The sequence below is a fragment of the Paraburkholderia bryophila genome (genome assembly GCF_003269035.1).
Taxonomy (GTDB): domain Bacteria; phylum Pseudomonadota; class Gammaproteobacteria; order Burkholderiales; family Burkholderiaceae; genus Paraburkholderia; species Paraburkholderia bryophila.
Map to the genome: position 1 here is coordinate 704254 of NZ_QLTK01000001.1, position 25485 is coordinate 729738.

Sequence of the window (25485 nt, forward strand, 5' to 3'; positions counted from 1 at the left end):
GTGTTATCTTGAATTGGACGTCTCAATAAGTTTGAGCGCTTCCATTGCGAGATCGACCGTTATGCCAAAACCCCTTGTTCGTCAGGCCCTGAACGTTCTGGCGCTGGCCGTTCCCCTTGCGTGCGCGAATGTCCCCGCGCACGCCGAACTGGGCGGCGCGATGCCGCTGCAAGCCGATTCGAGCGGCGCCACGCCGCAAACCCTGCTGAACGGCGCGCTGCGCATGCGCACGCTGACCGATGCCGGCATGACGACCGTCAACGAATACGCCACCAGTACCGGGCTGATCGTCGCCTATGCGTGGCAAGGCCCGACCATGCCGGATCTGCACGCGCTGCTGGGTCCGTACGCCCAGTCGTACCGCAGCGGCGCCGCAGCGGCTGCGGCGAGCGGCAATCTGCATGCGTCGCGCGTGGTTCGCCCGGACGTGATCGTCGAGTCCGGCGGCCCGATGCGCGGCTACGTGGGACGCGCGTGGCTGCCGTCGGCGTTGCCGGCGGGCGTCGCGGCCGATGACTTCCGCTAATGGACGATGGCGGGCCGCGCCCGCCCGCCGTGCCCCCGCCCCAAGCCCGCCCTCGTCAAAAAACAACGCGCCGGAGACCTCCCGCACCATGACCCCGTCCTTCTCCCTACTCACGCTGGTCGTCGCTTGCGCCACGCTCGCCGGTTGCGGCGGCGGCAGCGGTGGAGGCACAGGCGGCAGCAGCACGCCGACCAGCGCCCCCCAAACCGGCGCCGCCCCGCTCGGCGCCAGCGCGCCGTCCAGCGCCTCCGCGCCCGCCGCCAGCACATCGGTGCCGCAATCGACCATTCCGAACGTCCAGCCGATTGCCGTCACCACCGCGCCGGGCCTGACGCGCAACCTGCTGACGACGAGCGTCACCGTCTGCCAGCCCGGCACCGACAACTGCGCAACGATCGACAATATTCAGGTCGACACCGGCTCGCACGGCTTGCGGATTCTGGCGTCGGCGCTACCGGCGAGCGTCCCGCTCGGGGCGATCCCGTCGGGCAACGGCATCACCGGCGAGTGCGCGGTGTTCGGCGGCGGCTACGCGTGGGGCGCGGTGCGCAGCGCGGACGTGCGCATGGCCGGCCAACTGGCCGCGTCGATCCCGATCCAGTTGATCTCCGACCCGGCGGCGCCGACCGTCCCGACCGACTGCGCCGCCTCCGGCCCGGCCATGCTGACGGTCGCGAGCTTGCGCTCCAACGGCATTCTGGGTATCGGGCTGTTCGCGGCCGACTGCGGCGCCGGCTGTGTCAACGCCGCGTTGCCGCGCTGGTACTACAGTTGCGACGCGAACGGCGCCTGCGTTGCAAGCACCCAAGCGCTCGCGCAACAGGTGACCAACCCGGTCAGCCGCTTCGAGCTCGACAACAACGGCGTCGTGATCGACCTGCCGCCGGTCGCCGACAATGGCGCGGCCAACGTCTCCGGCTCGCTGATCTTCGGCATCGATACTCAGGCGAACAACACGCTCGGCGCCGCCGGCGTGGTCAAGGCCAATTCTCTGACGGGCTACGTGGTCACCACGAGCGGCGGACAAACCTACTCGCAAAGCTATATCGACAGCGGCTCGAACGGGCTTTTCTTCAGCAACGCGCAATTGCCGCAGTGCGGTTTCTGGTATTGCCCCAGCGCGGCGCTGGCCGCCAGCGCCGCGATTACGGGCACGAACGGCATCTCGAACCCGGTGTCGTTCGAGATCGGCAATTCGCGCGTCCTGTTCGCCTCGGCGAACAACGCTTTCGACAACCTGGCCGGCGTGGCCGGTAGCAGCTTCGGCTGGGGCCTGCCGTTCTTCTTCGGACGACGGGTCTACACCGCGATTTCGGCACGCGTGACGTCGGCGGGACCGGGGCCGTATTACGCTTTCTGACTTACGCTTTTTGACGCGGAGGGCTGGTTCTGACAGATTCGCCCGACACGCGTCATGAAGGCGTCGCTTTCAGAAGCGGAAACTTCTCGAATTGGTGGCATGGGGCAATTTGGATGCAATCGACTGCGATAATCTTCGGCTTCGACTAACGTCGTTTTCATTTAGTTAGTCATGCGTATTTCGAGAGATTTGCCTGATGCAAGAAGCCACCTTCTCGCTCGACCACTTCGAGCAACTTGTCTACACGCGCCAGCATGTCAAGGCGTCGATCCAGCTCATCGCCGGGTTGGTGCTGTTGCAGCAGACACGCGGCAAGCTGGACCACAGCTTCGTTGCATCGGGCATGCTCGAGCTTACGCCCATCGAGCAACGCCAACGCTTTTGCAGCCGTCTCGCGAGCGCGTCGTCCACGCTGTTCGCCGATCCGGATTTCAAGCTGCCCGGCGAGTGCCTCAAGCTGTTTCTGACGCTGCACGAATGGCTAGGCCTGGTGTTCTCGACCACGCCGTTCGGCAATGCCGATCCGGTGATCCGTCATCTGAACCCACGGGGTCCGGAGAACACGCAGTTTCTTGCTGGCGACAGCTTCGTCGAAAAACTGTGCGTGCTGTATTCGACCGAGTCGGAACTGGAAATCGACTTCGCCGCGCTGTGGGCGTACGACAAAACCCTCGCGGCCAGTCTCGCGCTCGTGCTACTCGCCCCCACGTTCAAGGCCTCACCGAGCGCACATCTCAAACGCGAAGCGCTGATTGAATGGCTGCCCGGCAAGTTGCGGCAGATCGGCGACCTCGACGACTTACCTACCGCCCTGCTGCATAACGCCTATATGTTCTGCAGCTACGCGGACTCACCGCGACGGCATGAGATCAAGCGGGACATCAACGTGCTGGTGCGTCGCAAACTGGCGCAACTCGGCCTGACCGACCTGCCGGCGGCGGCGCCGGCCGCAGCGCCGGCGAAAAACCGCACGCGCAGCGGCAAGAAACCGCTGATGCTGGTCGTGCTGGAGTGGTTCGGCGGCGCTCACTCAATTTACCGCACGCATTCACGCACGCTGGAAGCGGCACGCGAGCATTTCGAGGTGGTGGGCTTCGGGTTCGGTTACGCAATCGACGACATCGGTCGCGCGGTCTTCGATCGTTTCATCGAACTGGAGCAGCCGGAATACATCGGCGAGTGCCTGAAGACGATTCGCGACTTTGCCGAGACGGAAAAGGCGGACGTGCTGTATATGCCGAGCGTCGGCATGTTCGTGCTCAGCGTGTTCATGTCGAATCTGCGCGTCGCACCGCTGCAGATCGCCGGCCTGGGTCACCCGGCCACCACGCACTCCGACAAGATCGACTACGTGAGCGTCGAAGAAGACTACGTCGGCGACCCCGCCTGCTTTAGCGAGCGCCTGCTCAAGCTGCCGAAGAATGGTCAACCGTACCGCCCTTCCGTGTCGTTGCCGGATATCGTCGCGCGGGTCCCGCCGTCGCGCGAGACCTTGGAGATCGTCGTCACGGCCAGCGCGATGAAGCTGAATCCGGGTTTTCTCGACGCGTGCCGCGAGATCGGCGCGCGCGCCACCACGCCGGTCGAGTTTCATTTCTTGAGCGGCGTGCCGGCAGGTTTGCCGCTGGAGCGAATCCGCGACGTGATCGGCCGAGCCCTGCCGCGCGCTGTCGTGCATGGTTTTTACGGTTACGCGGGCTATCTGGCGTGCGTCGATCGCGCCGATCTGTTTCTCAGCCCGTTTCCGTTCGGTAATACCAACGGCATTGTCGACGCGCTTACGCTGGGTTTGCCGGGTGTCTGCAAACGCGGCGCGGAGGTGTTCGAGCGGATCGACGGCGCGTTGTTCGAGCGGGTCGGCATGCCGTCGTGGACCACGGCCGATAGCGTCGAAGACTACGTCGCCGCCGCGGTGCGAATGATCGACTCACACGACGAACGCAAGCTGTTACGGCAGCGTTTGATCGATACGCGGGCGGTGGAGCGGTGCTTCGAAGGTCGGCCGCAGGCGTTTGGCGAGCGGGTGCGCGAGCTGACGCGGGAAAAGAAAAGCCATCGCTTGGAGGCGATGGCTTGAGGGTGGTTCGGGCTTAGCGTTGGTTTGAGGCTAGGGCCTCAAGCGGCGCGACCGCGACCGCGACACCGACCGGGAGCAAGCTCGCCCGTGCCACGACGCACCAAGGCATCGAAAAACCGAAGCACCAACGCGATTTACTCTTCGGCGGCCTCATCAGGCGGCGCGGCGAGCTTGGCAGGCGCCAGCCAGGTGAACACCCCCAATGTCTCGCCATGGAATGTGCATTCGGCAGCGGCGGCCGTCGTGGTCTTCTTCGGCTTGGCGTCTTTGGCCGAAGGCGCTCCGGCGCTCGAAGCCGCCGCAGCCATGGCTGCCGGTGCCGCCGCTGTCTCCGATGCCCCGGAGCCATTCGCTATCGCGACAGACTCCGAAGCAGACGCCGAAGCCGGCGAAGCAGCCGAAGCCGCCCGCACGCCCGAAGCCGCGTACGCCATCTGCCCGGTCTGCGCGGCTGAAGCCGTAACCGGCGCCGCCACCTTCGGCACGACAGGCGGCGTGGCGGCCGCCACTTCCGACGCGGTCATCACGTGTTCGATCGTCCCTTCCGCCACCACCCGTGTACCGTCGATTGCCGTACCCGCATGATCGATCTTCAACGTATCCGCGGAGGTGTCGGCCAGCTTGCTTCGCATCAACTGCTCGCATGCGCTCGGGTTCTTATAGACGGCACAGCCGGCCAGCAACGTGGCAGCGGTCGCGACGCAGACGAGGGAGAGAATGCGAATCTTCATTGATGTTCCGTTTTTCAAGCCGTCGGCAATTGTAGCTTACGGGGCGCACACTCGACCTCGGCCGCGACCGGCTGCGCAACGCGCGGACCGCGAGCCGTGGACCTCGCGCAAAACGGCATGCAACGGGTCAAAACCTTGACCGCGTCGGCACGTATTGGCATCGTGTCGATCGGCCGCCGACGTTGCGCCGCGCGGCTGCCTTTCCCGCCTGCGCCCTTCACGGGACGCAGTCCGGCTTCGTCACCCCGTATCGACCGGCTTTCCCGCATGCTCAGCCTTGCCCTGCTCGCCATCGCGGCCTACGCCGCCACCAACATCGACAATCTGTTCGTGTTGCTCGCCTTCCTCGCGGAAGCGGGACGCGAGCGGCGTCGTGTGATCGCGGGGCAATTTGCCGGCTCGCTGGTCCTGGTCGTGGCGGCGATTCTGCTGGCGGCGCTGCTCACGCGCTTGCCCACCGGTTACGTCGGCCTGCTCGGCATCTTGCCGATTGGCGTTGGGCTCGCCAAGGCCTGGGAGCGCTTTAGTCCGTCCAGCGCCACCCCGACAAGCGCGTCCGTACCGCCCGCCACCGTGCGCGGTGGCTCATCCTGGTGGACCGTAGCGTGCGTGGCGGTCGCCAACGGTTCGGACAACATTGCCGTCTACGTGCCGTTGTACGCCAGTCATTCCCATGCTGACGGTATGTTCATCTCGCTGGTATTTGTCGTGATGATCGGGCTGTGGTGCCTCGGCGCGGTGTGGCTCGTCGAACATCCGTTACTCGGCGCGCCGATCCGGCGTTACGGTACGGCGCTGCTGCCGCTGATCCTGCTGGTGATCGGCGTGTCCGTGATCGTGCAGAACGACACGCTGCCGATCGTGTTCGGCCTCTGACAGGCTCGACCAGCCCTTAGAACCAGCCCTTGGATAGTCAGCAACCGGCCTGTGCGGAGATGCGCTGCACATCAGCGCGCGATGCAGCACGGCCGTTCTCCCGCCGAGCTTTCAGTTGGCCGGCATCGACGGCGTGGCGGTCGGCTGCACATACGTGCGCACGCCCGCGAGCGGCGAGCCGTAGCCGCCGGCATTCGTGTTGTTCGGCAAACCGTTCACCAATTGCGCGCGCGGGTCGGTCGGATTCAGATTCATCTCGCCAGCCTGCTGGTTGCCGTGCGTCGGATATTCGCTGCCGCGCGCGGCGTTCGGCATCAGACGTAAACCATTTTGCGGCGCGTTGACGTCGTCCTGCGCGGCGATCCCGCACGCGGCGGCGCACAGCAAGATCCGTACTGCCTTCAATGTCCTCGACGTTCGATTCATGGCTGCCTCCGGCAAAGTGAAAAGAAGTGATCGCGTCCGCGGTTTCCGATCGGGTGATCCGGCGATCCAGCGCGCGGCCAACGCTGATCCCCTTATTTATACACACCGCCGTCCGGTTCGGATTCGGCAACTTCGGCCATGTCAATCTCGACTCACCCACTGCAATCGCCGCAAACAGCGCGCCCGCTCACCCGCCGTCGCAGCGCAATCCTCCGCCTCCCACGCCGCAGCATCAGCAGCAAATTCCGCCAACGCCTATCTTTATTCCGATTGATAATTTCCCCGCGATTCGAACGCCCCGATAATGGATCTCATGAACGCCTACCCCACTCCGAAAGCCCGCGCGCTGTCTGGCACGCTCGCGGCATTGAGCGCCGCGCTGCTCATGGCGGCATGCGCCGGCCCGACCGCGGCGATCTCAACGGCATCGAATCCGGCCGCCACCCCCGCCAACGCGGCGCAACTGCAAGCCGCAATCGCCGGCCCGCAACGCGGCGAGAAGGCTCGCCAGCGCGACCTCTACCGTCATCCGCAAGAAACCTTGCAGTTCTTCCAACTGACGCCGTCGCAAACCGTACTGGAAATCGCGCCCGGCGGCGGTTGGTACACGGAAATCCTCGCGCCGTACCTCCGCGACCAGGGCAAGCTCTACGAGGCCGAATACGACGGCCCGCAAGCCGTGCCATCGGCGGAAACGCAAGCGAATCGGGCCGCGTTCGCGCGCAAATTCGCCGCCGCGCCCGCCGTGTACGGCAACGTGGTGGTCGGCACGCTGAAGGCCGGCCAGTTCAACGGTATCCCGGCGGATGCCCGCTTCGACCGCGTGCTGACCTTCCGCAACGTCCACAACTGGATCAAGGACGGCCAGATCGACGCCAACCTGCGTGCCTTCTACGCGGCGCTCAAACCCGGCGGAATACTCGGCGTCGAAGAACATCGCGCGGCGCCCGGCACCTCGCTGCAACAAACCATCGACAGCGGCTACGTGACCGAAGCCTACGTGATCGAGCACGCGCGCGCCGCCGGCTTCCAGTTGATCGGCCGCAGCGAAGTCAATAGCAATCCGCGTGACACGAAAGACTATCCGCACGGCGTCTGGTCGCTGCCGCCCACCTACGAAGGCGGCGACGTCGACCGGGCCAAATATGCCGCCATCGGCGAATCGGACCGCATGACCTTGCGCTTCCTGAAACCCGCGCAATAACGCCGTGGCGCCGGAAGGGCGTCCGCAGCGGCGTCCGCACGATGCGACAGCGGGATGGCGCTTGACGCCATCCCAATAATATGTTCCTATTGCGCACTATGTACCGCGCCCAGACCATCCTATCGCTACTACTAGCCTCCTCTACCGGGCTAGGTCTGCTGCTGCGCGCTTCCATCTGAATCTGCTACACCCGAAGCACCGCTCAATTCCCCAGTAACTGACCCAGCCCCGGTTTCCGACCGGCGCGTCGTTGCATCTGTTCGTCGTCCGGTCGATTCCCAGCTTTCTGGTCTCACCCTCGGATGATGAAAATGTTGAAGAACCCTGCTACCAAATACCGCTCGTTCAAGCCTATTAACTTGACGGATCGCCAATGGCCGTCGCGCACCATCACGCGCGCACCGATCTGGATGAGCACCGATCTGCGCGACGGCAATCAGGCGCTGTTCGAGCCGATGAACGCGCAGCGCAAGATGCGCATGTTCAAGACGCTGGTGCAGATCGGTTTCAAGGAAATCGAAGTCGCGTTTCCGTCCGCGTCGCAGACCGACTTCAATTTCGTGCGCGAGCTGATCGAAGGCGGCCACATTCCGGACGACGTCACCATCGAAGTGTTGACGCAAGCTCGCGACGACCTGATCGAACGCACCTTCGAGTCCTTGCGCGGCGTGCCGCGCGCGATCGTCCATCTGTACAACGCGACCGCGCCGGAATTCCGCAAGATCGTCTTCGGTCTCGAGAAGAGCGGCGTGAAGGAACTCGCGCAAAAAGCCGCGCGCACCATGAAGCGTCTCGCCGACGCATCGCCGGAAACGCACTTCACGCTGCAGTACAGCCCGGAAGTGTTCAGCGGCACCGAACTCGATTTCGCGAAGGAGGTCTGCGACGCCGTGTTCGACATCTGGCAACCGACGCCGGATCACAAGGCGATCGTCAACCTCCCCGCCACCGTCGAAATGGCTACGCCGAACGTCTACGCGGACCAGATCGAATGGATGCACCGCAATCTCGCGCGCCGCGATTCGCTGATCGTCTCGGTCCACCCGCATAACGACCGCGGCACGGCGGTCGCGGCGGCGGAACTCGCGGTCATGGCCGGCGCGGATCGCGTCGAAGGCTGCCTGTTCGGCAATGGCGAACGCACCGGCAATGTCGACCTCGTGACGCTCGCGTTGAATCTGTACACGCAGGGCGTCGATCCCGAGCTCGATTTCTCGAACATCAACGAAGTCGCGCGCACCGCGGAAGAGTGCACGCAGTTGCCGGTGCACCCGCGTCATCCGTATGTCGGCGATCTGGTGTTCACGGCGTTCTCCGGTTCGCATCAGGACGCGATCAAGAAGGGTTTCGCCGTGCAGAAACCGGACGCGTTGTGGGAAGTGCCGTACATGCCGATCGATCCGAGCGACCTTGGCCGCACCTACGATTCGGTGATTCGCGTGAACAGCCAGTCGGGTAAAGGCGGCATTGCGTATCTGCTCGAACAGAGCTACGGCGTGGTGTTGCCGCGCCGCCTGCAGGTGGATTTCAGCTCGGCGGTGCAGCGCTTTACCGACGAAAGCGGCCAGGAAGTCACGCCCGCGCAGATCTGGGCCTTGTTCCAGGAAGAGTATGTGCAGAACGTCGCGCCGATTCATTACATCGGCCACAACCTGTCCGAGCGCGACGGACGTGAACACATCAAGCTCACGGTCGAGATCAACGGCGAGCGCCGCGTGGTGAGCGGCGAAGGCAATGGCCCGCTGGATGCGCTGATGCACGCCATCGGCGCGCCGGTGCGGATCCAGCACTATGAAGAACGCTCGCTGACGCAAGGCGCGGATTCGCGCGCGGTGGCCGTCGCCGAAATGGCCGGCGCCGAGGTGGCGGGCAGCGCGTTTGGCGTCGGCATCGACGCCAATCTGGTGACCGCCTCGATTCGCGCGGTGATTAGCGGCGTCAATCGTGCTTATGCACGCGCGAATGCGCAGGCGAAGGCAAGCTTCTTCGACGCGGCATTGAACGATGCGGCGCAAGACGTAGCCGTGTGAAATAGCTAGCCTGCAATGGATGGCGGGGCTTGTCCAGGGGCGTCCGGTTCATTCCGGACGCCCCTTTTCCATTGGCCGCGATGGTTGTCCGCAAAGCACGTCGTGCTCGTTCTGCAATACCGGATTGCGCCCCACGCTCTTTCAGCGGGAAAGCGACCCTGCGATAGTTGCGCCGTCTTCTTCCCGAACTTTCGATTCCGGTTCAAAGGAGACTCAGGCAGTTTTCTATCGACATGAATGCGACAGTGCAACCAATGAACGTTGAATACGCCAAAGCAGAAGGACGTGGCCTCGTCCTGTACAAAACGCTGGCGGGACTGGCGGTGTGAGTGGCTTCAGGCATCGCTCTGTCGACCTATCTGCCGGCCGGTCGGAGATGTGTAAACTCACGTTGAGGGACGGGTGACGATCGATCAACACCCGCAAGTCTGGAATCAGCACATACCCGGCCAGAATGCATGGCACGCTGATGCCGACCGAGCCCAATACCTTATCGCCGCGCGACGCGAGATCGTCGGCGAGCCTCGCCGCATTGCCTGAGATCCGCTTCGCGTGTTCGAGAAAGAGCCGGCCGTCGTCGGCCAACCGAACCTGATACTCAACCTCGCTCAGTCCACGAGTCCGGCAGACTATGCGTCAACGTCGACACGAAGCGCGCCGTTTCCGGCTCACGCGGTTGCATGAAGATCTCGCGCGACGGCCCCGCTTCTTTCACCACGCCGTTATTCAGAAACACCACGTCGCGCGCAATCGTCGCGGCGAGTCGCAGGTCGTGCGTGGCCATCAGCATCGTCATGCCTTCGGTGGCAAGTTGCTTGAGCACTTCGACCACTTCGGCGGCGAGACCCGGATCGAGCGCCGAAGTCGGTTCGTCGCACAACAGCACTTCCGGCGACGGCGCCAACGCCCGCGCAATCGCCACGCGCTGTTGCTGACCGCCGGAGAGCGTGGCCGGCCACGCGTCCGCCTTGTGTGCAATGCCGACTTTTTCCAGCAATTCATCGGCGCGCACGCGCGCTTTTTCCTTGTCCCACTTCTGCACGGTCAGCAGGCCTTCCATCACGTTCTGCCGCACTGTCAGATGCGGAAACAACTGGAAGTTCTGAAACACCATGCCGGTGCGACGGCGAATCGTCAGCACCGCATCTCGCGACGGTTTTTCATCGCGACTGAATTCGAGCCGCTGATCGCCGAGTTCGAGTGACCCTGCTTCAGGAATTTCCAGCAGGTTCACGCAGCGCAACAGCGTGCTCTTGCCGCTGCCGGACGGACCGATCAGGGCCGTGACATTGCCCGGCTCGAGTTTCAGATCCACCGAACTGAGCACGCGCTGGCCACCGAAATACTTGTCGATTTTTTCCAGTCGGATCATCAGTTACCTGCCTGGAAAAGTGCGTGACGGCCAAACTTGCGTTCGAGCCTGACTTGCGCCGACGACAACACCGAACTGAACACCAGATACACCAGCGCCGCTTCGGTATAGAGAATCAGCGGTTCGTAGGTGACCGAGGCGATCCGCTGCGCCGCCTGAAATACTTCCGGCACCGTCAGCACGGCCGCCAGCGAGGTATCCTTGACCAGCGCGATAAACGAATTCGACAACGGCGGCAGCGCCACGCGCGCCGCCTGCGGCAAGATCGCGCGACGCAGTGCCTGGCTGCGCGTCATCCCCATCGAATAGGCGGCTTCCCACTGCCCTTTCGGTATCGATTCGATCACGCCGCGAATCACTTCGGAGTTGTAGGCGCCCACGTTCAGCGAAAAACCGATAATGGCCGCCGTCAACGGATCGAGCACGATGCCCACATTCGGCAAGCCGTAGAAGATCACGAACAGTTGCACGAGCAACGGTGAGCCGCGAAACAGCCACACGTAAAAACGCACGATCGCCACCGCCCACTTCGGCCCGAACAGCCGCACCAGCGCGACGACGAACGCCAGCACAATGCCGATCGCGAACGACGCCAGCGTCAGCGGCACGGTGAATACCAGCCCCGCATACAGCAGGGGCCACAGCGAATGCGCCATCAGATGCAACCATGCCGGCATGATTCAGACTCGCGGTGGGGGCTTACTGGGAAACGTCTTTGCCGAAGTACTTCTGCGAGATCTTCTCGTAGGTGCCGTCTTTCTTGATGTCGGCGAGAGCCTTGTTGATTGCCGCCACGAGTTCCGGGCTGCCCTTGCGGATCAGCACCGCGGACTTGTCGCTGCTGTCCGACGACGTGTCGAGCGCAACGATCTTCACCTTGGCGTCCGGCTTGTGTTTCTTGAAGTCGAGGAACGACAGCGAATCGTTGACGGTCGCATCCACGCGGCCCGAGGTCAGCAGATCGATCGACTCGTTGAAGCCTTGCACGGGGATCACTTCCGCGCCGTGCGCTGCCGCGATCTTGCCGAAGTTGCTGGTCAGTGTGTTGGCCGACTTCTTGCCCTTCAGGTCGTCGAAATTCTTCAACGTGGTATTGCTCGACTGCACGATCAGCGCCGCGTGCGACGTGATGTACGGGTCCGAGAAGTCGTATTTGACCTTGCGCGCGTCGGTAATCGCCACTTCATTGATCACCGCGTCGTAGCGGTTCACGTCGAGACCGGCAATCAACCCGTCCCACTTACCTTCCACGAATTGCGGCTTGACGCCCAGGCGCTGCGCGATCTGCGTGCCGATCTCCACGTCGAAGCCGGTCAGCTTGCCGGACTCGTCGTGATACGTGAAGGGGGCATAAGTGCCTTCCGTGCCGATCTTCAGCACGCCGGCGGCTTTGATCTGCGCGAGTTCGTCGGCGGCGAAGGCCGAGCTGATGGCAACGGCTTGGAACAGCGCGATCAACAGAATGGAACGAATCGACTTCGACTTCATCAGGTAGCTCCGTCAGGTTTGCTGCATCAATGATGCTTGGGCAGGGCCCGCCGCGCTTGCGCCCGGCAGAGTGGGCGGACTGTAGCAAAGCGCTCACGCTTTTACAAAGGATCAGGTTTCCGATCAATATGCGCATACGTGCTAAGGCGACAGCCGCGACCGATTACACGTTGTCGAATACGACGTTATAGCAGATAGCGCGAACGGCATGCATCGCATCATGGAACACGGGCGGGACGCCATCGGGGAAAACACGGGAGGGGTGCGGCCCGGGCCAACGCGCCGGCCAAGGCCTGGCCGCAAGAGAAAAAGCGGCGCCATGGAAAACCACGGCGCCGCCCCTGGCTGGTCTATAGAAAGCCTACCGCTCCACCGGATGCGGCTCCTTGCGCTTGTTGGCCACACGGATCGCGTCGAAGTAAGCCGGATTCGGCGGCCGCTTCAGATAACGCCCGGCGCCGCGCACGGCGCGCAACTCGCCATCGGTCCATGCGAGCGCGCCGCGCGTCAGCGTGTGCATCGCGACGCCCTGCACGGTCATGCCTTCGAACACGTTGAAGTCGACCTTCTGATGATGCGTCTTCACCGAAATCGTCCTGCTCGCGTTCGGGTCCCACACGACGAGATCGGCATCCGCGCCGACCTGCACCGCGCCTTTACGCGGATAGAGATTGAAGATCTGCGCGGCATTGGTCGACGTGATACGCACGAATTCATTCGGCGTAAGACGTCCGCTATTCACGCCGTGATGCCAGAGCACCGCCATGCGGTCTTCCACGCCGCCGCAACCGTTTGGAATCTTCGTAAAGTCTTCACGGCCCATGGCCTTCTGCGACGCGCAGAACACGCAGTGATCCGTCGCGGTGGTGTGTAACTGGCCCGCTTGCAGACCGTGCCACAACGCTTCGCGGTGTTCGGCGGAACGGAACGGCGGGCTCATGACATGCGCCGCCGCGCGCGTCCAGTCGGGATCGCGATACACCGCTTCGTCGATCACCAGATGCCCCGGCAACACCTCGCCGAATACGCGTATGCCTTCGCTGCGCGCCCGCGCGATTGCGTCGACCGCGTCTTTAGACGACACGTGCACGATGTAGACCGGCACGCCCAGTACCTGCGCAATACGGATCGCCCGATTAGCCGCTTCGCCCTCCACCTCAGGCGGTCGCGACAGCGGATGCGCCTCCGGTCCCGTGAAGCCCTTCGCCAGCAACTGGCGCTGCAACTGGAACACCAGCTCGCCATTCTCCGCATGCACGGTGGGCAGCGCGCCGAGTTCGAGCGAGCGCGAGAAGCTGTTCACGAGCACTTCGTCGTCGGCCATGATCGCGTTCTTGTAGGCCATGAAGTGCTTGAAGCTCGATACGCCATGCTCATGCACGAGCGTGCCCATGTCGCGATAGACCGAGTCGTCCCACCAGGTGACCGCAACGTGAAAGCCGTAATCCGCCGAGGCTTTCTCCGCCCAACCGCGCCACGCGTTGAACGCTTCCATGAGCGACTGCTTCGGGCTCGGAATCACGAAATCGATAATGCTGGTCGTGCCGCCCGATAATCCCGCCGCCGTGCCGGTATAGAAGTCGTCGCTCGCCGTGGTGCCCATGAACGGCAATTCCATATGCGTGTGCGGGTCGATACCGCCGGGCATCACGTACTGGCCGCCCGCGTCGACAACGGCGGCACCGGCCGGCGCGTCGAGGTCCACGCCGATCTGCAGGATCGTGCCGCCGTCCTGCGGGTCCGCACACAATACATCCGCACGATACGTGTTCTCCGCGTCGATAATCGTGCCGCCGCGAATCAGGGTCGTCATGTTGCCGCCTCCTTATGAACTGCTGGTTTCGGTGCTACCTCTATCCATTGCGCTCGCATCAGGCATCAGGCACTAGGCGCTCGCTACTCGCGCGCTCGTTCCCTTGCTGAGCTTCATCCACGCGCTGTACACGATCGACGCCAACGCGAGTCCGACAAACCACGCGTACGTATAGAGCGTATTGAAGATCGCCGGCACGTTCGGAAACGAAGCCGGAAACGCGGTATGCAAAAAGCCCGGCAGATTCGGCAGCACGCCGATCACCAGGGCGACCACCGCGCCGATATTCCAGCCGCCGGTGTAGCTATACTCGCCGTGTTCGTCGAACAGTTCGCGCGGATCCAGACGCGTGCCGCGAATCAGGAAGTAATCGACCATCAGAATGCCCGCCACCGGTCCGAGCAACGCCGAATAGCCGACCAGCCACGTGAAGATATAGCCCTGGGTGGTGGCGAGAATCTTCCACGGCATCATCACGATCGCGATGGTCGCGGTGATCATGCCGCCGGCGCGATACGAAATCCCCTTCGGCCACAGGCTCGAAAAATCATAAGCCGGGCCGACGAGATTGGCGGCGAGATTGCAGCACATCGTGTCGAGCGTCAGGATGATCAGTGCGACGCCCACGCCGATGCCGGTCATGCGGCTCGTCAGGTCGATCGGATCCCAGATCGCCTTGCCGTAAATCACCACCGTTGCCGACGTCACCACCACCGAGATCACCGAGAGCAAGGCCATCGGCACCGGCAGCCCGATCGACTGCCCGACGATCTGATCGCGCTGCGTTTTCGCGAAACGCGTGAAGTCGGGGATATTCAGCGCGAGCGTCGCCCAGAAACCGACCATGGCGGTGAGACCCGGCCAGAATGTGACCCAGAAAAGACCCTCCTTCTTGCCGCCCGGCACGAATTGCGACGGCGCCGACAACATGGAACCGAGGCCGCCCGCTTTCGAGGTCGCCCACCAGACGAGCGCGATACACATCACGATCTTGATCGGCGCGGACCAGCTTTCGAGCCAGCGGATCGAATCGGTGCCGTGCACGATGAAGTAAATCTGCAAGGCCCAGAACACCAGGAAGCACGCGAGCTGCGCGAGCGAGATGTCGAGGAACGGCAAGGCCGCGCCATGCAGCGCGTTACCGGTGAGTATGTTCAGCAGCGTGTAGATCGCACTGCCGCCGAGCCACGTCTGAATGCCGTACCAGCCGCACGCGACGATCGCGCGCAACATGGCCGGCAATTTCGCGCCTTGTGTGCCGAACGAGGAGCGCACCAGCACCGCATACGGAATACCGTGCTTCGCGCCGGCGTGGCCGATCAGCAGCATCGGCACCAGCACGATCAGATTGCCGAGCAGCACGGTCGCGACCGCCTGCCACGGCGACATGCCCTCTTCCGTCAAACCGGCCGCAAGCATGTACGACGCGATGTTCATCACCATCCCCACCCACAGCGCGGCGAAGTGATACCACCTCCACGTGCGTTGCGCGACGCCGGTCGGCGCAAGGTCGTCGTTGTAAAGACTGCTGCCCTGCGCGCCGGCCGCGAACTGCGGATCGGCGGGTTGCGCTGTCTGCTTCATCGAAAGATCTCCACTGGATCGTTGAGGCCCGCGCGGCTTCTAATGGCGCTTCAGGCCTTTGGGGAATGCCGTATCAGGCTGCCTTGGCCGCGTGCGTAGGCTCGGCGGTGTCGGCCGCTGGCGCTGCGGCCGGCTCCGCCGCGTTCACGCGCGCCGGGTTGTTCGGATGCGTGGTCCAGTTCGCGTACTCGCCCTGATCCACGCGTTCCATCGTGATGCACTGCTCGACCGGACAGACATGCATGCACAGATTGCAGCCGACACACTCGGAGTCCATCACTTCAAAATGCCGGACGCCATCTTTTTCTTTCATGATCGCCTGGTGCGCCGTGTCCTCGCAGGCGATATGGCACAGGCCGCATTGAATGCACTTGTCCTGATCGATGCGCGCCTTGATGTCGTATTTGAGGTTCAGGTACTTCCAGTCGGTGACGTTCGGCACCGCGCGGCCGCGGATCTCGTCGAGCGTGGCATAGCCCTTCTCGTCCATCCAGTTCGACAGGCCGTCGGCGAGATCGGAGACGATGCGAAAACCGTAGTGCATCGCCGCCGTACAGACCTGCACGCTGCCGGCGCCGAGCACCATGAATTCGGCCGCATCGCGCCACGTTGAAATACCGCCGATGCCCGAGATCGGCAGGTTCGGCGTTTCGACGTCGCGAGCGATTTCCGCGACCATGTTCAGCGCGATCGGCTTCACCGCGGGACCGCAGTAGCCGCCATGCGTGCCCTTGCCGTCGACCATCGGCAGCGGCGCCATCGCGTCGAGGTCGACCGCGACGATCGAGTTGATCGTGTTGATCAGCGACACGCCATCCGCACCGCCTTTATAAGCCGCGCGCGAACCGAGGCGGATGTCGCTGATATTCGGTGTGAGCTTGACGAGGCACGGCAGCTTGCTGCCCTCCTTCACCCAGCGCGTGACCATCTCGATGTACTCGGGCACCTGGCCGACCGCCGCGCCCATGCCGCGTTCGCTCATGCCGTGCGGGCAGCCGAAATTCAGTTCGACCGCGTCGGCGCCGGTATCTTCGACGAGCGGCAGAATCCACTTCCAGTCGCGTTCGTTGCACGGCACCATCAGCGAGACGATCATCGCGCGATCGGGCCAGTCGCGTTTGACCTGCGCGATCTCGCGCAGATTGACGTCGAGCGGACGGTCGGTGATCAGTTCGATATTGTTCAGCCCCGCGATCCGCTGGCCGTTCCATTGCACCGCGCCGTAGCGCGAGCTGACGTTCACCACGTGCGGGTCGAGGCCCAGCGTCTTCCACACCACGCCGCCCCAGCCCGCTTCGAAGGCGCGGTTCACGTTGTAGGCTTTGTCGGTGGGCGGCGCGGACGCGAGCCAGAAAGGATTCGGCGAGGTAATGCCGGCAATCGTACAGCGCAGATCGGCCATGTTCGGCTCCTTGGGGACGGCTATTCTTTGTCTGGGTGTTCGGATGCGTGTTGCTCGCGGCGGGCGTCGTCGGCGTCAGCCGTGCGCCGTGTTTCGGCTCACGCGGCTTTCACCGCCGTGCGGGCGAACTGCGCGTCGATCGCGGCAGCCGCGATCTTGCCGTCCTGCACCGCCTGCACCGTGAGATCGATGCCGCCGGTGGCTGCGCAATCGCCGCCCGCCCATACGCCGGGCAACGATGTCTGCCCTCGTGCATCCACGGCAATGCGGTTGCCATCGAGCGTCAACAATTCACGTTCGATCCCGACCGGCACCAGCGTTTGACCGATCGCCTTGAGTACCATGTCGGCCTCGATGACGAAGCGCTCCTGGCTACCGTCGCTCGACCCGCGCTCGAACTCGACGCCGGTCACTACGCCTGCATTGCCGATCAGGCGCGTCGGCGCCGCATGCGTGACCAGCGTGACGCCGCTGGTCTGCGCAAAGTCGCGCTCGGCCCATGTGGCGCTCATCGATTCGACACCGCGCCGGTACACCATCGTCACCGAGGTCGCGCCGAGCTTGCGGCTTTGCACGGCGGCATCGACCGCCGTATTGCCGCCGCCGATCACGACGACGCGCCGCCCGACCGGCACCGTGCCGACGTCGCTCGCGCTGCGAATCTGTTCGATGAAGTCCACCGCGTTCATCACACCGCTCAGGTCCTCGCCTTCCATGGCGAGCGCGCGCACGCCGGTAAGACCGATCGCGAGGAACACGGCATCGTGTTGCTGGCGCAGCGTATCGAGATCGATATCGCGCCCCAGCGCCACGCCGTGTCTGATGTCGATACCGCCGACCGAACACAACCATTCCACTTCACGCTGCGCGAAATCGTCGACGGTTTTATACGCGGCAATGCCGTATTCGTTCAGACCGCCCGCTTTTTCATGCGCGTCGTAAATCGTCACTTGGTGACCGCTCAACGCGAGCCGGTGCGCACACGCGAGCCCGGCGGGCCCCGCGCCGATTACCGCGACATGGCGGCCCGTCTCCGCCGCCCGCTTGAACAGCACGTCGCCGCGCGCCATCGCCCAATCGGTCGCGTGACGTTGCAACGCGCCGATCGCCACCGGCTTCGCGTCCTGATGGTTGCGCACGCAAGCGCCTTCGCAAAGAATCTCGGTCGGACAGACGCGCGCGCACATGCCGCCCAGCGGATTGGCCGACAGAATATCCACCGCCGCGCCCTTCAGATTGCCGTTGCCGATCTTGCGAATGAAACTGGGAATATCGATCTGCGTCGGGCACGCGTTCACGCATGGCGCGTCGTAGCAGTAGTGGCAGCGGCTCGCCGCCGCGGCGGCCGCGCTCGCGTCGAGCAGGGGTGCGATGTCGGAGAACTCGCACGAAAGCTGCTCGGGCGACAGGCGCTGCGCGGCAAGGTCGCCGGTTTGCTTGATAGCCATACACGTTCCTTCTTCGATGTGAGGACGTAGCCGGTCCCGCCGGCTGCGCTGAAGCGGAGCCGGGACGGCATGTTTTATGGGCACTACGGTGAAGCGACCGCTCGAACCATGCGGACCGTAAGCGGGTCCGCCGATGCTGATGCCGACGCTGGCGCTCGCGGCAACGCGTTATGAAACCGGCTCGCAGGCACGCTCGAGCATGGCGTGCAGCAGCACGTTGGCGCCTGCCTCGATCCATTCGAAGGTGGCGTCCTCGATCTCGTTGTGACTGATCCCGTCGACACACGGCACGAATACCATCGACGTCGGCGCGACTTGCGACAGGTAACACGCATCATGTCCCGCACCGGACACCATGTTGCGATGCGGATAGCCGAAGCGTTCGGCGGCGGCGCGTACGGACTTCACGCAGGCTTCATCGAAGGCAACCGGGGCGTAGTAAAAAATCTGTTCGAGTTCGGTTTCGAGGCCGATACCGCTTGCGATCTTCGCCACGCCTTCGCGCAACGCGGCATCCATCTTCGCGAGCACCGCGTCGTCCGGATGACGGAAGTCGACGGTGAAAAACACACGGCCCGGAATCACGTTGCGCGAGTTCGGATGGACCTGCATCATGCCGACCGTCGCGCAGCCGAACGGCGCGTTGTCGAGGCCGATGCGGTTGACCAGATCGACCACGCGCGCGGCGCCGAGCAAGGCATCGCGGCGACGCGGCATCGGCGTCGGACCCGCGTGCGCTTCCTGCCCCGTCAGCGTGATTTCATACCAGCGCTGACCTTGCGCGTCAGTGACCACACCGATGGTTTTCTGCTCCGCTTCGAGAATCGGCCCCTGTTCGATGTGCAATTCGAACGCCGCATGCAAAGGACGTCCGCCGCACGGCACATCGCCGGCATAGCCGATCCGTTCGAGTTCCTCGCCGATGGTTTTGCCGTCCACGTCCTTGCGCGAGAGGCCGTAGTCCAGCGTGAACACGCCGGCGAATACACCCGAGGCCACCATCGCCGGCGCGAAGCGCGAGCCTTCTTCGTTGGTCCAGATCACCACTTCGACGGGATGCTCGGTCTCGATGCCGTGATCGTTCAGACTGCGGATCACTTCGAGACCGCCGAGCACGCCGTAGATGCCGTCGAAGCGGCCGCCGGTCGGCTGCGAGTCCGCATGCGAACCGGTCATGACCGGCAGCGCGTCCGCTACGCGTCCGGCGCGACGCATGAAGACATTACCCATCTGATCGACGCTGACCGTGCAGCCCGCTTCCTTCGCCCAACTGACGATCAGATCGCGCCCTTCCTTGTCGAGGTCGGTGAGCGCGAGGCGGCATACGCCGCCTTTCGGCGTCGCGCCGATCTTCGCCATCGTCATCAGACTGTCCCACAGTCGCTTGCCGTCGACCTTGATCGACGTCGCGGGTTCGGCGCCCTTCAGTGCTTCGGATACCGCGTTCATTCGTCTCGCTCCTTTCGGTGAACCGACGTGAAACTGGTGCATGGGCGGCGGTTTTTGGGGCGTGTCCGCACGGCGGCGGTGCACACGCGATACGCTCGATCGCCTCTCGTGAGAGGGGCAAACCCTGGGGTATCGCCGCTCTTCCAATCCTGTCCAGTTGGACAGGTTGTAGACGATTAAGCCCGCCAGATCAATGCTTTTCGTACGGTGAGAAACATAGCGAGAAGCGTGCCATTGCACTGCAACACGGGGGTAACGTTCGTGAAGATTGGGGAGGTGAGCGACGCGCTGAACGACTAGAATGAAGCGCGACGCGGCACCCATGCCGCCGAAGGCGAACATGAGAGACGACGACGTGACAGCCGGCATCACGGAAAACGAAGAAACACGCGCGCCTTTGCGGCGGCGCAAGGCGCACATTCGCGAGTCGAACGAAGCGCATCTTCTGGCGTGCGCGGAGGCGGTGTTCGCCGAGCGCGGGCTCGACGGCACCAGCACCGCGATGATCGCGGAGCGTGCCGGCTTACCAAAAGCCAACGTGCATTACTACTTCCCAACGAAGCTCGCGCTCTACCGTCGCGTGCTGGAAGATCTGTTCGAGGACTGGCATCGCGCGGCGGACACGTTCGAATGCAGCGACGATCCGGTCGAAGCGATTGGCGGGTACGTCCGCGCGAAAATGGAATTGTCGCGGCGTCGGCCGTTGGGTTCGAAGGTGTGGGCGAGTGAGATCATTCACGGCGCCGGGCATATGGAAGACATTCTCACCGGTCGCGTGAAACCGTGGCTCGACAGCCGCGTGAAAGTGATCGACGACTGGATCGCGCGCGGTTTGCTCGCGCCGGTGAATGCGCAAACGCTGATGTATATGATCTGGGCGACGACGCAGCATTACGCCGATTTCGACGCGCAGATCCGCGCGTTGAAGGGCAAGCGCGCGTTGACGCAGAAGGCGTTCGAGGCGACGACCGAAGAAGTGGTGCAGTTGGTGATTCGAGCCTGCGGGGCGGTGTCGCCGGCGCAGCGGGAGGAAGGAGTGGATCCTTCACGGTAGCGGTAGAAATGCAACCGCTCGCCTGAATATTTCCGTATCCGTACGGGAACGAAAGACGCCAACAAGCGCCCCGCGATGCCGCTTCGTACCCGAACGGTTACGAAACAGTATAAATAGGCCCTTCACGTCTTCCGCCGTACCCGATCGGGTACTAAAACCCCGCTCAACCGCACCTTCCGGCATAATATTCCCGAGCGGATACGAAACTGGAGCGACAGTGGTGGATAGCGACTACCCCGTGACCGAGATGATGGCCCTTGCAATTCTGGTGCGCGCCGCGCGCCTTGCTCAAGGCCTGACTCGTGACGAGTTGGCCAACGTGACTGGCCTTTCACCGAAGTTCATTACTCACGTCGAAGCAGGGAAATCCACAGCGCAGATCGGCAAGGTGCTCCAGCTTCTCTCCGAGCTCGGCGTGCACCTGTACGCTCAAACCTCGACGACCATCTCGCCCAAGCTGACCGAAAAGGCACGACAACGCCGCCGCCGAACCCAACATGACGACTAGAAAACTGAACGTATTTGCCAATAGCGAGCGAGTCGGCACGGTCATCGACGAGAACGACATATGGTCTTTCGTCTATGAAGGGAACTGGCTGGCTTCAAAACGCGCCTTTCCGCTATCTCCCGCATTTCCGCTCCAGGCGGAGCCGTTCGTCGACGGGTCCAGCAAGCGCCCGGTGCAGTGGTTCTTTGACAACCTGCTGCCCGAAGAGAGAATGCGCATCATCCTGGCACGAGAAGCCAAGGTCGACGAGAGCGACGCGTGGGGCCTGCTCGCGCACTACGGTCGCGAATCCGCCGGCGCACTGACATTGCTCAAGGAAGGCGAAATCGAACCCGCCGCAGGGCTGCAACCCCTCTCCTTCCTGAACCTCGAAGCTCGCATCAAGGCGATGCCGGACCGCGCACTCACCGCTGCGGCGCCAAAGCGTATGTCGGCGGCGGGCGCTCAGCCCAAGCTGCTCGTGACAATGAGAGGCAACCCACCCGAGTGTGAGCTGTTTGAACCGGTCGGCAATGAACCTTCCATGCATCTGCTCAAGCCCGACGCATTGGGCACCACAGGTTATCCGCACGCCGCCGTCAACGAGTTTTTCTGCATGCAACTCGCAAAGGCCATGGGAATCTCCGTGCCGCAGACGCATTTCATCCGGGTCCCCACGGCGTGTTACCTCATCGACCGATTTGACCGGGATACGTCGAACGAGCCGCCTCGACGCCTCCATGTGATTGATGCGACCCAACTGCTCAATTACGCCCGAACTTTCAAATACGACGAAGTGACCGCGGAGCGGTTACAGCAGACCATCGAAATGACGAGCACAAAGGCCGTCTCCCGCCTCGAAATGTTCAGGTGGTCGGTATTCAACGTACTCATAGGGAACGCGGATGCCCACCTCAAGAACCTGTCTTTCTTCGTGACTCCGTTCGGTTACCAGCTCGCGCCTTTCTACGACCTGGTGAGTACCGTCGTCTACCACACGAAGAACTATCACCCAGAGCGCGCGGACTATTGGCCCGATTGCGCACTCTCCATGCCGATAGGCGATGCTCGGCATTTTTCCGAGATCAACCGGCGCAACATGCTGCAGTTTGCCGACGCGCTCGGTATGCGAGCCCGCGGTGCCGCGCAGTTCCTCGATGAAATGCTGCACACTCTTCCTGAGCGCGCGTCGACTACGCTCGCGAAAATCACCGATCTCGCGAAGCCCACTGCCGGCGAAGTCCGGCTACTGAACGCCATTCATAAGATGCCGATCGCGGAGATGTCGAGAGCATTGTCGAAGTAGTTCTATTGATGGCGACGCCTTGGAAATAGTTTCGCAAGCGCTTCTTCCTCAATACGTCTCCAGATGCAGCCGCCCTTCCTTCTTCAACTTCGCCCACAGCGCTTCCCAATCCAGCTGAACCTGCTCGCCGATCTCCTTGAGCGCCTGCAGCACACCGTCTTCCATGCCTTTCAAACCGCACACGTAAATGTGCGTGTTGTCGTCCTTCAGCATCTGCGCGATATCTACCGCGCGTTCACGCATGGCGTCCTGCACATAACGCTTCGGCTGCCCCGGCGTGCGCGAAAAGGCCAGATTCGTATCGATGAAATCCTTCGGCAGATTCGTGAGCGGCCCGAAATACGGCAGTTCCTCTTGGGTTCGCGCGCCGAAGAACAGCATCAGTTTGCCGGTCGCGCCTTTGAGCCGACGACGTCGCCGATACTCGGTCATCGCGCGCATCGGCGCTGAACCGGTACCGGTGCAGATCATCAACAGATGCGAGTTCGGATGATTCGGCATCAGGAACGTGCCGCCGAACGGACCGATCACATTGACCACATCGCCCTTTTTCAAATTGCACAGGTAGTTCGAGCACACGCCATCGATCGTGTCGCCGTGTTGCCGCGCCACGCGTTTGACCGTCAGCGACACGTTGTTATAGCCGGGACGTTCGCCATCGCGTGGACTCGCGATCGAATACTGGCGAGCGTGGTGCGTGCGGCCATCCGCCGTAGCACCGGGCGGCAGAATGCCGATCGATTGTCCTTCCAGCACCGGAAACGGCATCGTCCCGAAATCGAGCACGATGTGATGAATGTCGCTGTCGGTCGAGCCGTCCGTGAGCCGGTAGTTGCCCACCACGGTCGCCGTGGTGGGCGCCTTGTGCATGTACAGATTCACATACGGCTTCGCGGCCGACCACGGCGGCACCACCGAGCCACGCACGGTGTCCACATCGATGCCCGTCGCTTCGTCGGTCGTATCGCCCGATGCGCCCGCCGTCGGCGATTCGTCTGCCACCGGCACGGCCATCGTGTTCTGCTCCGGCAACACGTCCCATGTGAACTGCTCGTCGACCGGATAAGCGTCGGCCTTAAGCACGGTGCGCCAGTTGTCGATCGCACCGGTCGGGCACGGCGGCACGCAGGCCATGCAACCGTTGCACAGATCAGCCTTGACCACGTAATTGTTGTCGTCGTGCGTGATCGCATCGACCGGGCAAGTCTCTTCGCACGTATTGCAGCGAATGCAGATTTCCGGATCGATCAGATGCTGCCTGAGAACTTCGATCGACACTGGGCCGTTCATGACTTCCTCCATCGGGTAATACCAACGCAACGGCAACTCAACCCGCGCGTTCAGTTAAAACGCACGTACTCAAAATCGACCGGCTGACGGTTCACGCCCATGGCCGGCGGCGCGATCCAGTTGGCGAACTTGCCGGGCTCGGCCACTCGCCCCATCAGCGACGCAACATAAGCGCGGTCTTCCGGCGACGCGAGCCACTTCGCTTCGTTGGCGGCCCATTCGGTCTCGCTGATCACGCGGCCGTCGGGAGACACCCGTGTGCCGGCAAACGTGCCGATCTGCCGGTTGAACGCTTTGTGCGGCACTGTCATGCGGAAATCGATGCCGGCTTTTTCGAGCACCTTGTTCCAGCGCCCCACGCCCGCCACCGAATCCTTGATGTAATCGTCGCGCAGTACTTCGTTCATCGCGTTGAGCATCGGCACTTCGCGTTCGGTCAGCTTGCCGTCCTGCACGTCGAGCAGTTTGTAGCTCTGGCCATTCAATTGATGGTCGTCGTCGCGCTTGTTCTCTTCATAGCGGCCTTTCAGACCGGAGCTATAAAACGTTGCCGCATTCGACGAATGGTCGGCGCCGAACAGGTCGATCGTCACCGAATAATGGAAGTTCAGATAGCGCTGAATGGTCGGCAGATCGATCACACCGGCCGCCCGAATCCTGGCGACGTCGTCGGTGCCGAGCTCGTTCATCACCTGCGCGGTGCGCTGGATCACACGCGACACCCCCGACTCGCCGACGAACATGTGATGCGCTTCCTCGGTCAGCATGAACTTCGTGGTGCGCGCGAGCGGATCGAAGCCCGACTCGGCGAGCGCCGACAACTGGAACTTGCCGTCGCGGTCCGTGAAATATGTGAACATGTAAAACGCGAGCCAGTCAGGCGTTTTCTCGTTGAACGCGCCCAGAATGCGGGGGTTGTCGTCGTCGCCCGAGCGGCGGCCTAGCAGCGCCTCTGCTTCCTCACGGCCGTCACGACCGAAGTAGCGATGCAGCAGATACACCATCGCCCACAAATGGCGTCCTTCCTCCACGTTGACCTGGAACAGGTTGCGCAAGTCGTACATGGACGGCGCGATCAAACCCAGATGCCGCTGCTGCTCGACCGAAGCCGGCTCGGTGTCGCCTTGCGTGACGATAATCCGGCGCAGATTCGCACGATGTTCGCCGGGCACGTCCTGCCACGCGGCTTCGCCCTTGTGCTCGCCGAAGTGAATCTTGCGGTCCTGCTCGCCCGGCGTCAGGAAAATCCCCCAACGGTAGTCCGGCATTTTCACGTGATCGAAATGCGCCCAGCCGCCCGCGTCGACGCTGACCGCCGTGCGCAGATAGACGTCGTAGCCGTGCGAACCTTCCGGGCCCATGTCGCCCCACCAGGCGAGGAAATTCGGCTGCCATTGTTCGAGCGCGCGTTGCAGCGTGCGGTCGTCGGCGAGGTTGACGTTGTTCGGAATCTTTTCGCTGTAGTTGATCGTTGACATGGTCGGTTCCTGGTTCGGAAACTGCAGTGTTTATCTGACAGACGCGTATCGGAAAGAAAGAAGACGTTATGTCAGGCCGCGATA

The 25485-nt window shown here is 62.9% G+C and carries 21 protein-coding genes; 9 read left to right on the forward strand and 12 right to left on the reverse strand.

All coding sequences use genetic code 11. The annotated features are described in order from the left end of the window. Positions 1-61 precede the first annotated feature (61 nt). From BX591_RS03060 to BX591_RS03070, 3 genes are all read left to right on the forward strand, one after another. The gene (locus BX591_RS03060) at positions 62-526 is read left to right on the forward strand and encodes a DUF2844 domain-containing protein (RefSeq protein ID WP_111929226.1); all 465 of its coding nucleotides are present in this window, start codon (positions 62-64) and stop codon (positions 524-526) included. Positions 527-614: 88 nt separating this feature from the next. Continuing rightward, positions 615-1886, forward strand: coding sequence for a DUF3443 domain-containing protein (locus BX591_RS03065; protein WP_111929227.1), 1272 nt, complete (start codon positions 615-617; stop codon positions 1884-1886). Positions 1887-2082: 196 nt separating this feature from the next. Further along, entirely contained in the window at positions 2083-3963 is a 1881-nt protein-coding gene (locus tag BX591_RS03070; protein WP_111929228.1) for a glycosyl transferase family 1, read from the forward strand. 134 nt (positions 3964-4097) lie between these two features. Here BX591_RS03070 and BX591_RS03075 read toward each other — a convergent pair whose 3' ends face one another. Then, complete coding sequence (locus tag BX591_RS03075; RefSeq protein WP_111929229.1) at positions 4098-4694, reverse strand: hypothetical protein; 597 nt, start codon at positions 4692-4694, stop codon at positions 4098-4100. Between the two features lie 96 nt (positions 4695-4790). On the opposite strand from BX591_RS03075, the gene BX591_RS03080 reads away from it, so the two are divergent. Continuing rightward, positions 4791-5570, forward strand: coding sequence for a cadmium resistance transporter (locus BX591_RS03080; RefSeq protein ID WP_244146890.1), 780 nt, complete (start codon positions 4791-4793; stop codon positions 5568-5570). 111 nt (positions 5571-5681) lie between these two features. Here the strand turns inward: BX591_RS03080 and BX591_RS03085 are convergent, their stop codons facing one another. Beyond that, positions 5682-5996: a hypothetical protein gene (locus BX591_RS03085; RefSeq protein ID WP_111929230.1), complete on the reverse strand. Its 315-nt coding sequence runs from the start codon at positions 5994-5996 to the stop codon at positions 5682-5684. 304 nt (positions 5997-6300) lie between these two features. On the opposite strand from BX591_RS03085, the gene BX591_RS03090 reads away from it, so the two are divergent. Both BX591_RS03090 and leuA read left to right on the forward strand, forming a co-directional pair. Next, positions 6301-7200, forward strand: a complete 900-nt coding sequence (locus BX591_RS03090; protein ID WP_111929231.1) for a class I SAM-dependent methyltransferase — start codon at positions 6301-6303, stop codon at positions 7198-7200. 311 nt (positions 7201-7511) lie between these two features. Further along, positions 7512-9230, forward strand: a complete 1719-nt coding sequence (leuA, locus tag BX591_RS03095; RefSeq protein ID WP_111929368.1) for a 2-isopropylmalate synthase — start codon at positions 7512-7514, stop codon at positions 9228-9230. A 598-nt stretch (positions 9231-9828) separates the two neighbouring features. Here leuA and BX591_RS03100 read toward each other — a convergent pair. The 8 genes from BX591_RS03100 to BX591_RS03135 all read right to left on the reverse strand — a co-directional run bounded on the left by BX591_RS03100 (position 9829) and on the right by BX591_RS03135 (position 19786). Next, a complete protein-coding gene (locus BX591_RS03100) occupies positions 9829-10602 on the reverse strand; it encodes an amino acid ABC transporter ATP-binding protein (RefSeq protein WP_111929232.1) in 774 nt (257 codons plus the stop codon). Further along, positions 10602-11279 (reverse strand): amino acid ABC transporter permease, encoded by a 678-nt coding sequence (locus BX591_RS03105; RefSeq protein ID WP_035546740.1) that lies wholly within the window; start codon positions 11277-11279, stop codon positions 10602-10604. The genes BX591_RS03100 and BX591_RS03105 overlap by 1 nt, the downstream gene beginning before the upstream one ends. A 22-nt stretch (positions 11280-11301) precedes the next feature. Continuing rightward, complete coding sequence (locus BX591_RS03110; protein ID WP_111929233.1) at positions 11302-12090, reverse strand: amino acid ABC transporter substrate-binding protein; 789 nt, start codon at positions 12088-12090, stop codon at positions 11302-11304. 361 nt (positions 12091-12451) lie between these two features. Then, positions 12452-13903 carry a dihydropyrimidinase gene (gene hydA / locus BX591_RS03115; RefSeq protein WP_111929234.1) on the reverse strand — a complete coding sequence of 484 codons (1452 nt, stop codon included), beginning with the start codon at positions 13901-13903 and terminating at the stop codon, positions 12452-12454. Positions 13904-13975: 72 nt separating this feature from the next. After that, on the reverse strand, positions 13976-15487 hold the full coding sequence (locus BX591_RS03120) for an NCS1 family nucleobase:cation symporter-1 (RefSeq protein ID WP_111929235.1): 1512 nt from the start codon (positions 15485-15487) through the stop codon (positions 13976-13978). 73 nt (positions 15488-15560) lie between these two features. Then, positions 15561-16889 (reverse strand): NAD-dependent dihydropyrimidine dehydrogenase subunit PreA, encoded by a 1329-nt coding sequence (preA, locus tag BX591_RS03125; RefSeq protein ID WP_111929236.1) that lies wholly within the window; start codon positions 16887-16889, stop codon positions 15561-15563. 98 nt (positions 16890-16987) lie between these two features. Then, entirely contained in the window at positions 16988-18337 is a 1350-nt protein-coding gene (locus BX591_RS03130; RefSeq protein ID WP_111929237.1) for an NAD(P)-dependent oxidoreductase, read from the reverse strand. 168 nt (positions 18338-18505) lie between these two features. Continuing rightward, positions 18506-19786, reverse strand: coding sequence for a Zn-dependent hydrolase (locus tag BX591_RS03135; protein WP_111929238.1), 1281 nt, complete (start codon positions 19784-19786; stop codon positions 18506-18508). Between the two features lie 340 nt (positions 19787-20126). Here BX591_RS03135 and BX591_RS03140 point away from each other — a divergent pair, with 340 nt between their 5' ends. From BX591_RS03140 to BX591_RS03150, 3 genes are all read left to right on the forward strand, one after another. Next, positions 20127-20840, forward strand: coding sequence for a TetR/AcrR family transcriptional regulator (locus tag BX591_RS03140; RefSeq protein WP_111929369.1), 714 nt, complete (start codon positions 20127-20129; stop codon positions 20838-20840). Positions 20841-21087: 247 nt separating this feature from the next. Continuing rightward, positions 21088-21348 (forward strand): helix-turn-helix domain-containing protein, encoded by a 261-nt coding sequence (locus BX591_RS03145; RefSeq protein WP_111929370.1) that lies wholly within the window; start codon positions 21088-21090, stop codon positions 21346-21348. Beyond that, a complete protein-coding gene (locus BX591_RS03150) occupies positions 21338-22633 on the forward strand; it encodes a HipA domain-containing protein (protein ID WP_111929239.1) in 1296 nt (431 codons plus the stop codon). The genes BX591_RS03145 and BX591_RS03150 overlap by 11 nt, the downstream gene beginning before the upstream one ends. A 48-nt stretch (positions 22634-22681) precedes the next feature. Here the strand turns inward: BX591_RS03150 and boxA are convergent, their stop codons facing one another. Together boxA and boxB are read right to left on the reverse strand one after the other, a co-directional pair. Continuing rightward, complete coding sequence (gene boxA / locus BX591_RS03155) at positions 22682-23923, reverse strand: benzoyl-CoA 2,3-epoxidase subunit BoxA (protein WP_111929240.1); 1242 nt, start codon at positions 23921-23923, stop codon at positions 22682-22684. 50 nt (positions 23924-23973) lie between these two features. Further along, positions 23974-25401 carry a benzoyl-CoA 2,3-epoxidase subunit BoxB gene (boxB, locus tag BX591_RS03160; protein WP_111929241.1) on the reverse strand — a complete coding sequence of 476 codons (1428 nt, stop codon included), beginning with the start codon at positions 25399-25401 and terminating at the stop codon, positions 23974-23976. Positions 25402-25485: the final 84 nt, after the last annotated feature.

Excerpts from the sequence above, each read along its gene's own strand:
- leuA (WP_111929368.1), top strand. The coding sequence starts at position 7,512 with ATGTTGAAGAACCCTGCTACCAAATACCGCTCGTTCAAGCCTATTAAC.
- BX591_RS03085 (WP_111929230.1), bottom strand. The coding sequence starts at position 5,996 with ATGAATCGAACGTCGAGGACATTGAAGGCAGTACGGATCTTGCTGTGC.
- BX591_RS03100 (WP_111929232.1), bottom strand. The coding sequence starts at position 10,602 with ATGATCCGACTGGAAAAAATCGACAAGTATTTCGGTGGCCAGCGCGTG.
- BX591_RS03105 (WP_035546740.1), bottom strand. The coding sequence starts at position 11,279 with ATGCCGGCATGGTTGCATCTGATGGCGCATTCGCTGTGGCCCCTGCTG.
- preA (WP_111929236.1), bottom strand. The coding sequence starts at position 16,889 with ATGGCCGATCTGCGCTGTACGATTGCCGGCATTACCTCGCCGAATCCT.
- hydA (WP_111929234.1), bottom strand. The coding sequence starts at position 13,903 with ATGACGACCCTGATTCGCGGCGGCACGATTATCGACGCGGAGAACACG.
- BX591_RS03075 (WP_111929229.1), bottom strand. The coding sequence starts at position 4,694 with ATGAAGATTCGCATTCTCTCCCTCGTCTGCGTCGCGACCGCTGCCACG.
- BX591_RS03060 (WP_111929226.1), top strand. The coding sequence starts at position 62 with ATGCCAAAACCCCTTGTTCGTCAGGCCCTGAACGTTCTGGCGCTGGCC.
- boxB (WP_111929241.1), bottom strand. The coding sequence starts at position 25,401 with ATGTCAACGATCAACTACAGCGAAAAGATTCCGAACAACGTCAACCTC.
- BX591_RS03145 (WP_111929370.1), top strand. The coding sequence starts at position 21,088 with ATGATGGCCCTTGCAATTCTGGTGCGCGCCGCGCGCCTTGCTCAAGGC.
- BX591_RS03120 (WP_111929235.1), bottom strand. The coding sequence starts at position 15,487 with ATGAAGCAGACAGCGCAACCCGCCGATCCGCAGTTCGCGGCCGGCGCG.
- BX591_RS03110 (WP_111929233.1), bottom strand. The coding sequence starts at position 12,090 with ATGAAGTCGAAGTCGATTCGTTCCATTCTGTTGATCGCGCTGTTCCAA.
- BX591_RS03140 (WP_111929369.1), top strand. The coding sequence starts at position 20,127 with ATGAGAGACGACGACGTGACAGCCGGCATCACGGAAAACGAAGAAACA.
- BX591_RS03070 (WP_111929228.1), top strand. The coding sequence starts at position 2,083 with ATGCAAGAAGCCACCTTCTCGCTCGACCACTTCGAGCAACTTGTCTAC.
- BX591_RS03065 (WP_111929227.1), top strand. The coding sequence starts at position 615 with ATGACCCCGTCCTTCTCCCTACTCACGCTGGTCGTCGCTTGCGCCACG.
- BX591_RS03135 (WP_111929238.1), bottom strand. The coding sequence starts at position 19,786 with ATGAACGCGGTATCCGAAGCACTGAAGGGCGCCGAACCCGCGACGTCG.
- boxA (WP_111929240.1), bottom strand. The coding sequence starts at position 23,923 with ATGAACGGCCCAGTGTCGATCGAAGTTCTCAGGCAGCATCTGATCGAT.
- BX591_RS03090 (WP_111929231.1), top strand. The coding sequence starts at position 6,301 with ATGGATCTCATGAACGCCTACCCCACTCCGAAAGCCCGCGCGCTGTCT.
- BX591_RS03130 (WP_111929237.1), bottom strand. The coding sequence starts at position 18,337 with ATGGCTATCAAGCAAACCGGCGACCTTGCCGCGCAGCGCCTGTCGCCC.
- BX591_RS03150 (WP_111929239.1), top strand. The coding sequence starts at position 21,338 with ATGACGACTAGAAAACTGAACGTATTTGCCAATAGCGAGCGAGTCGGC.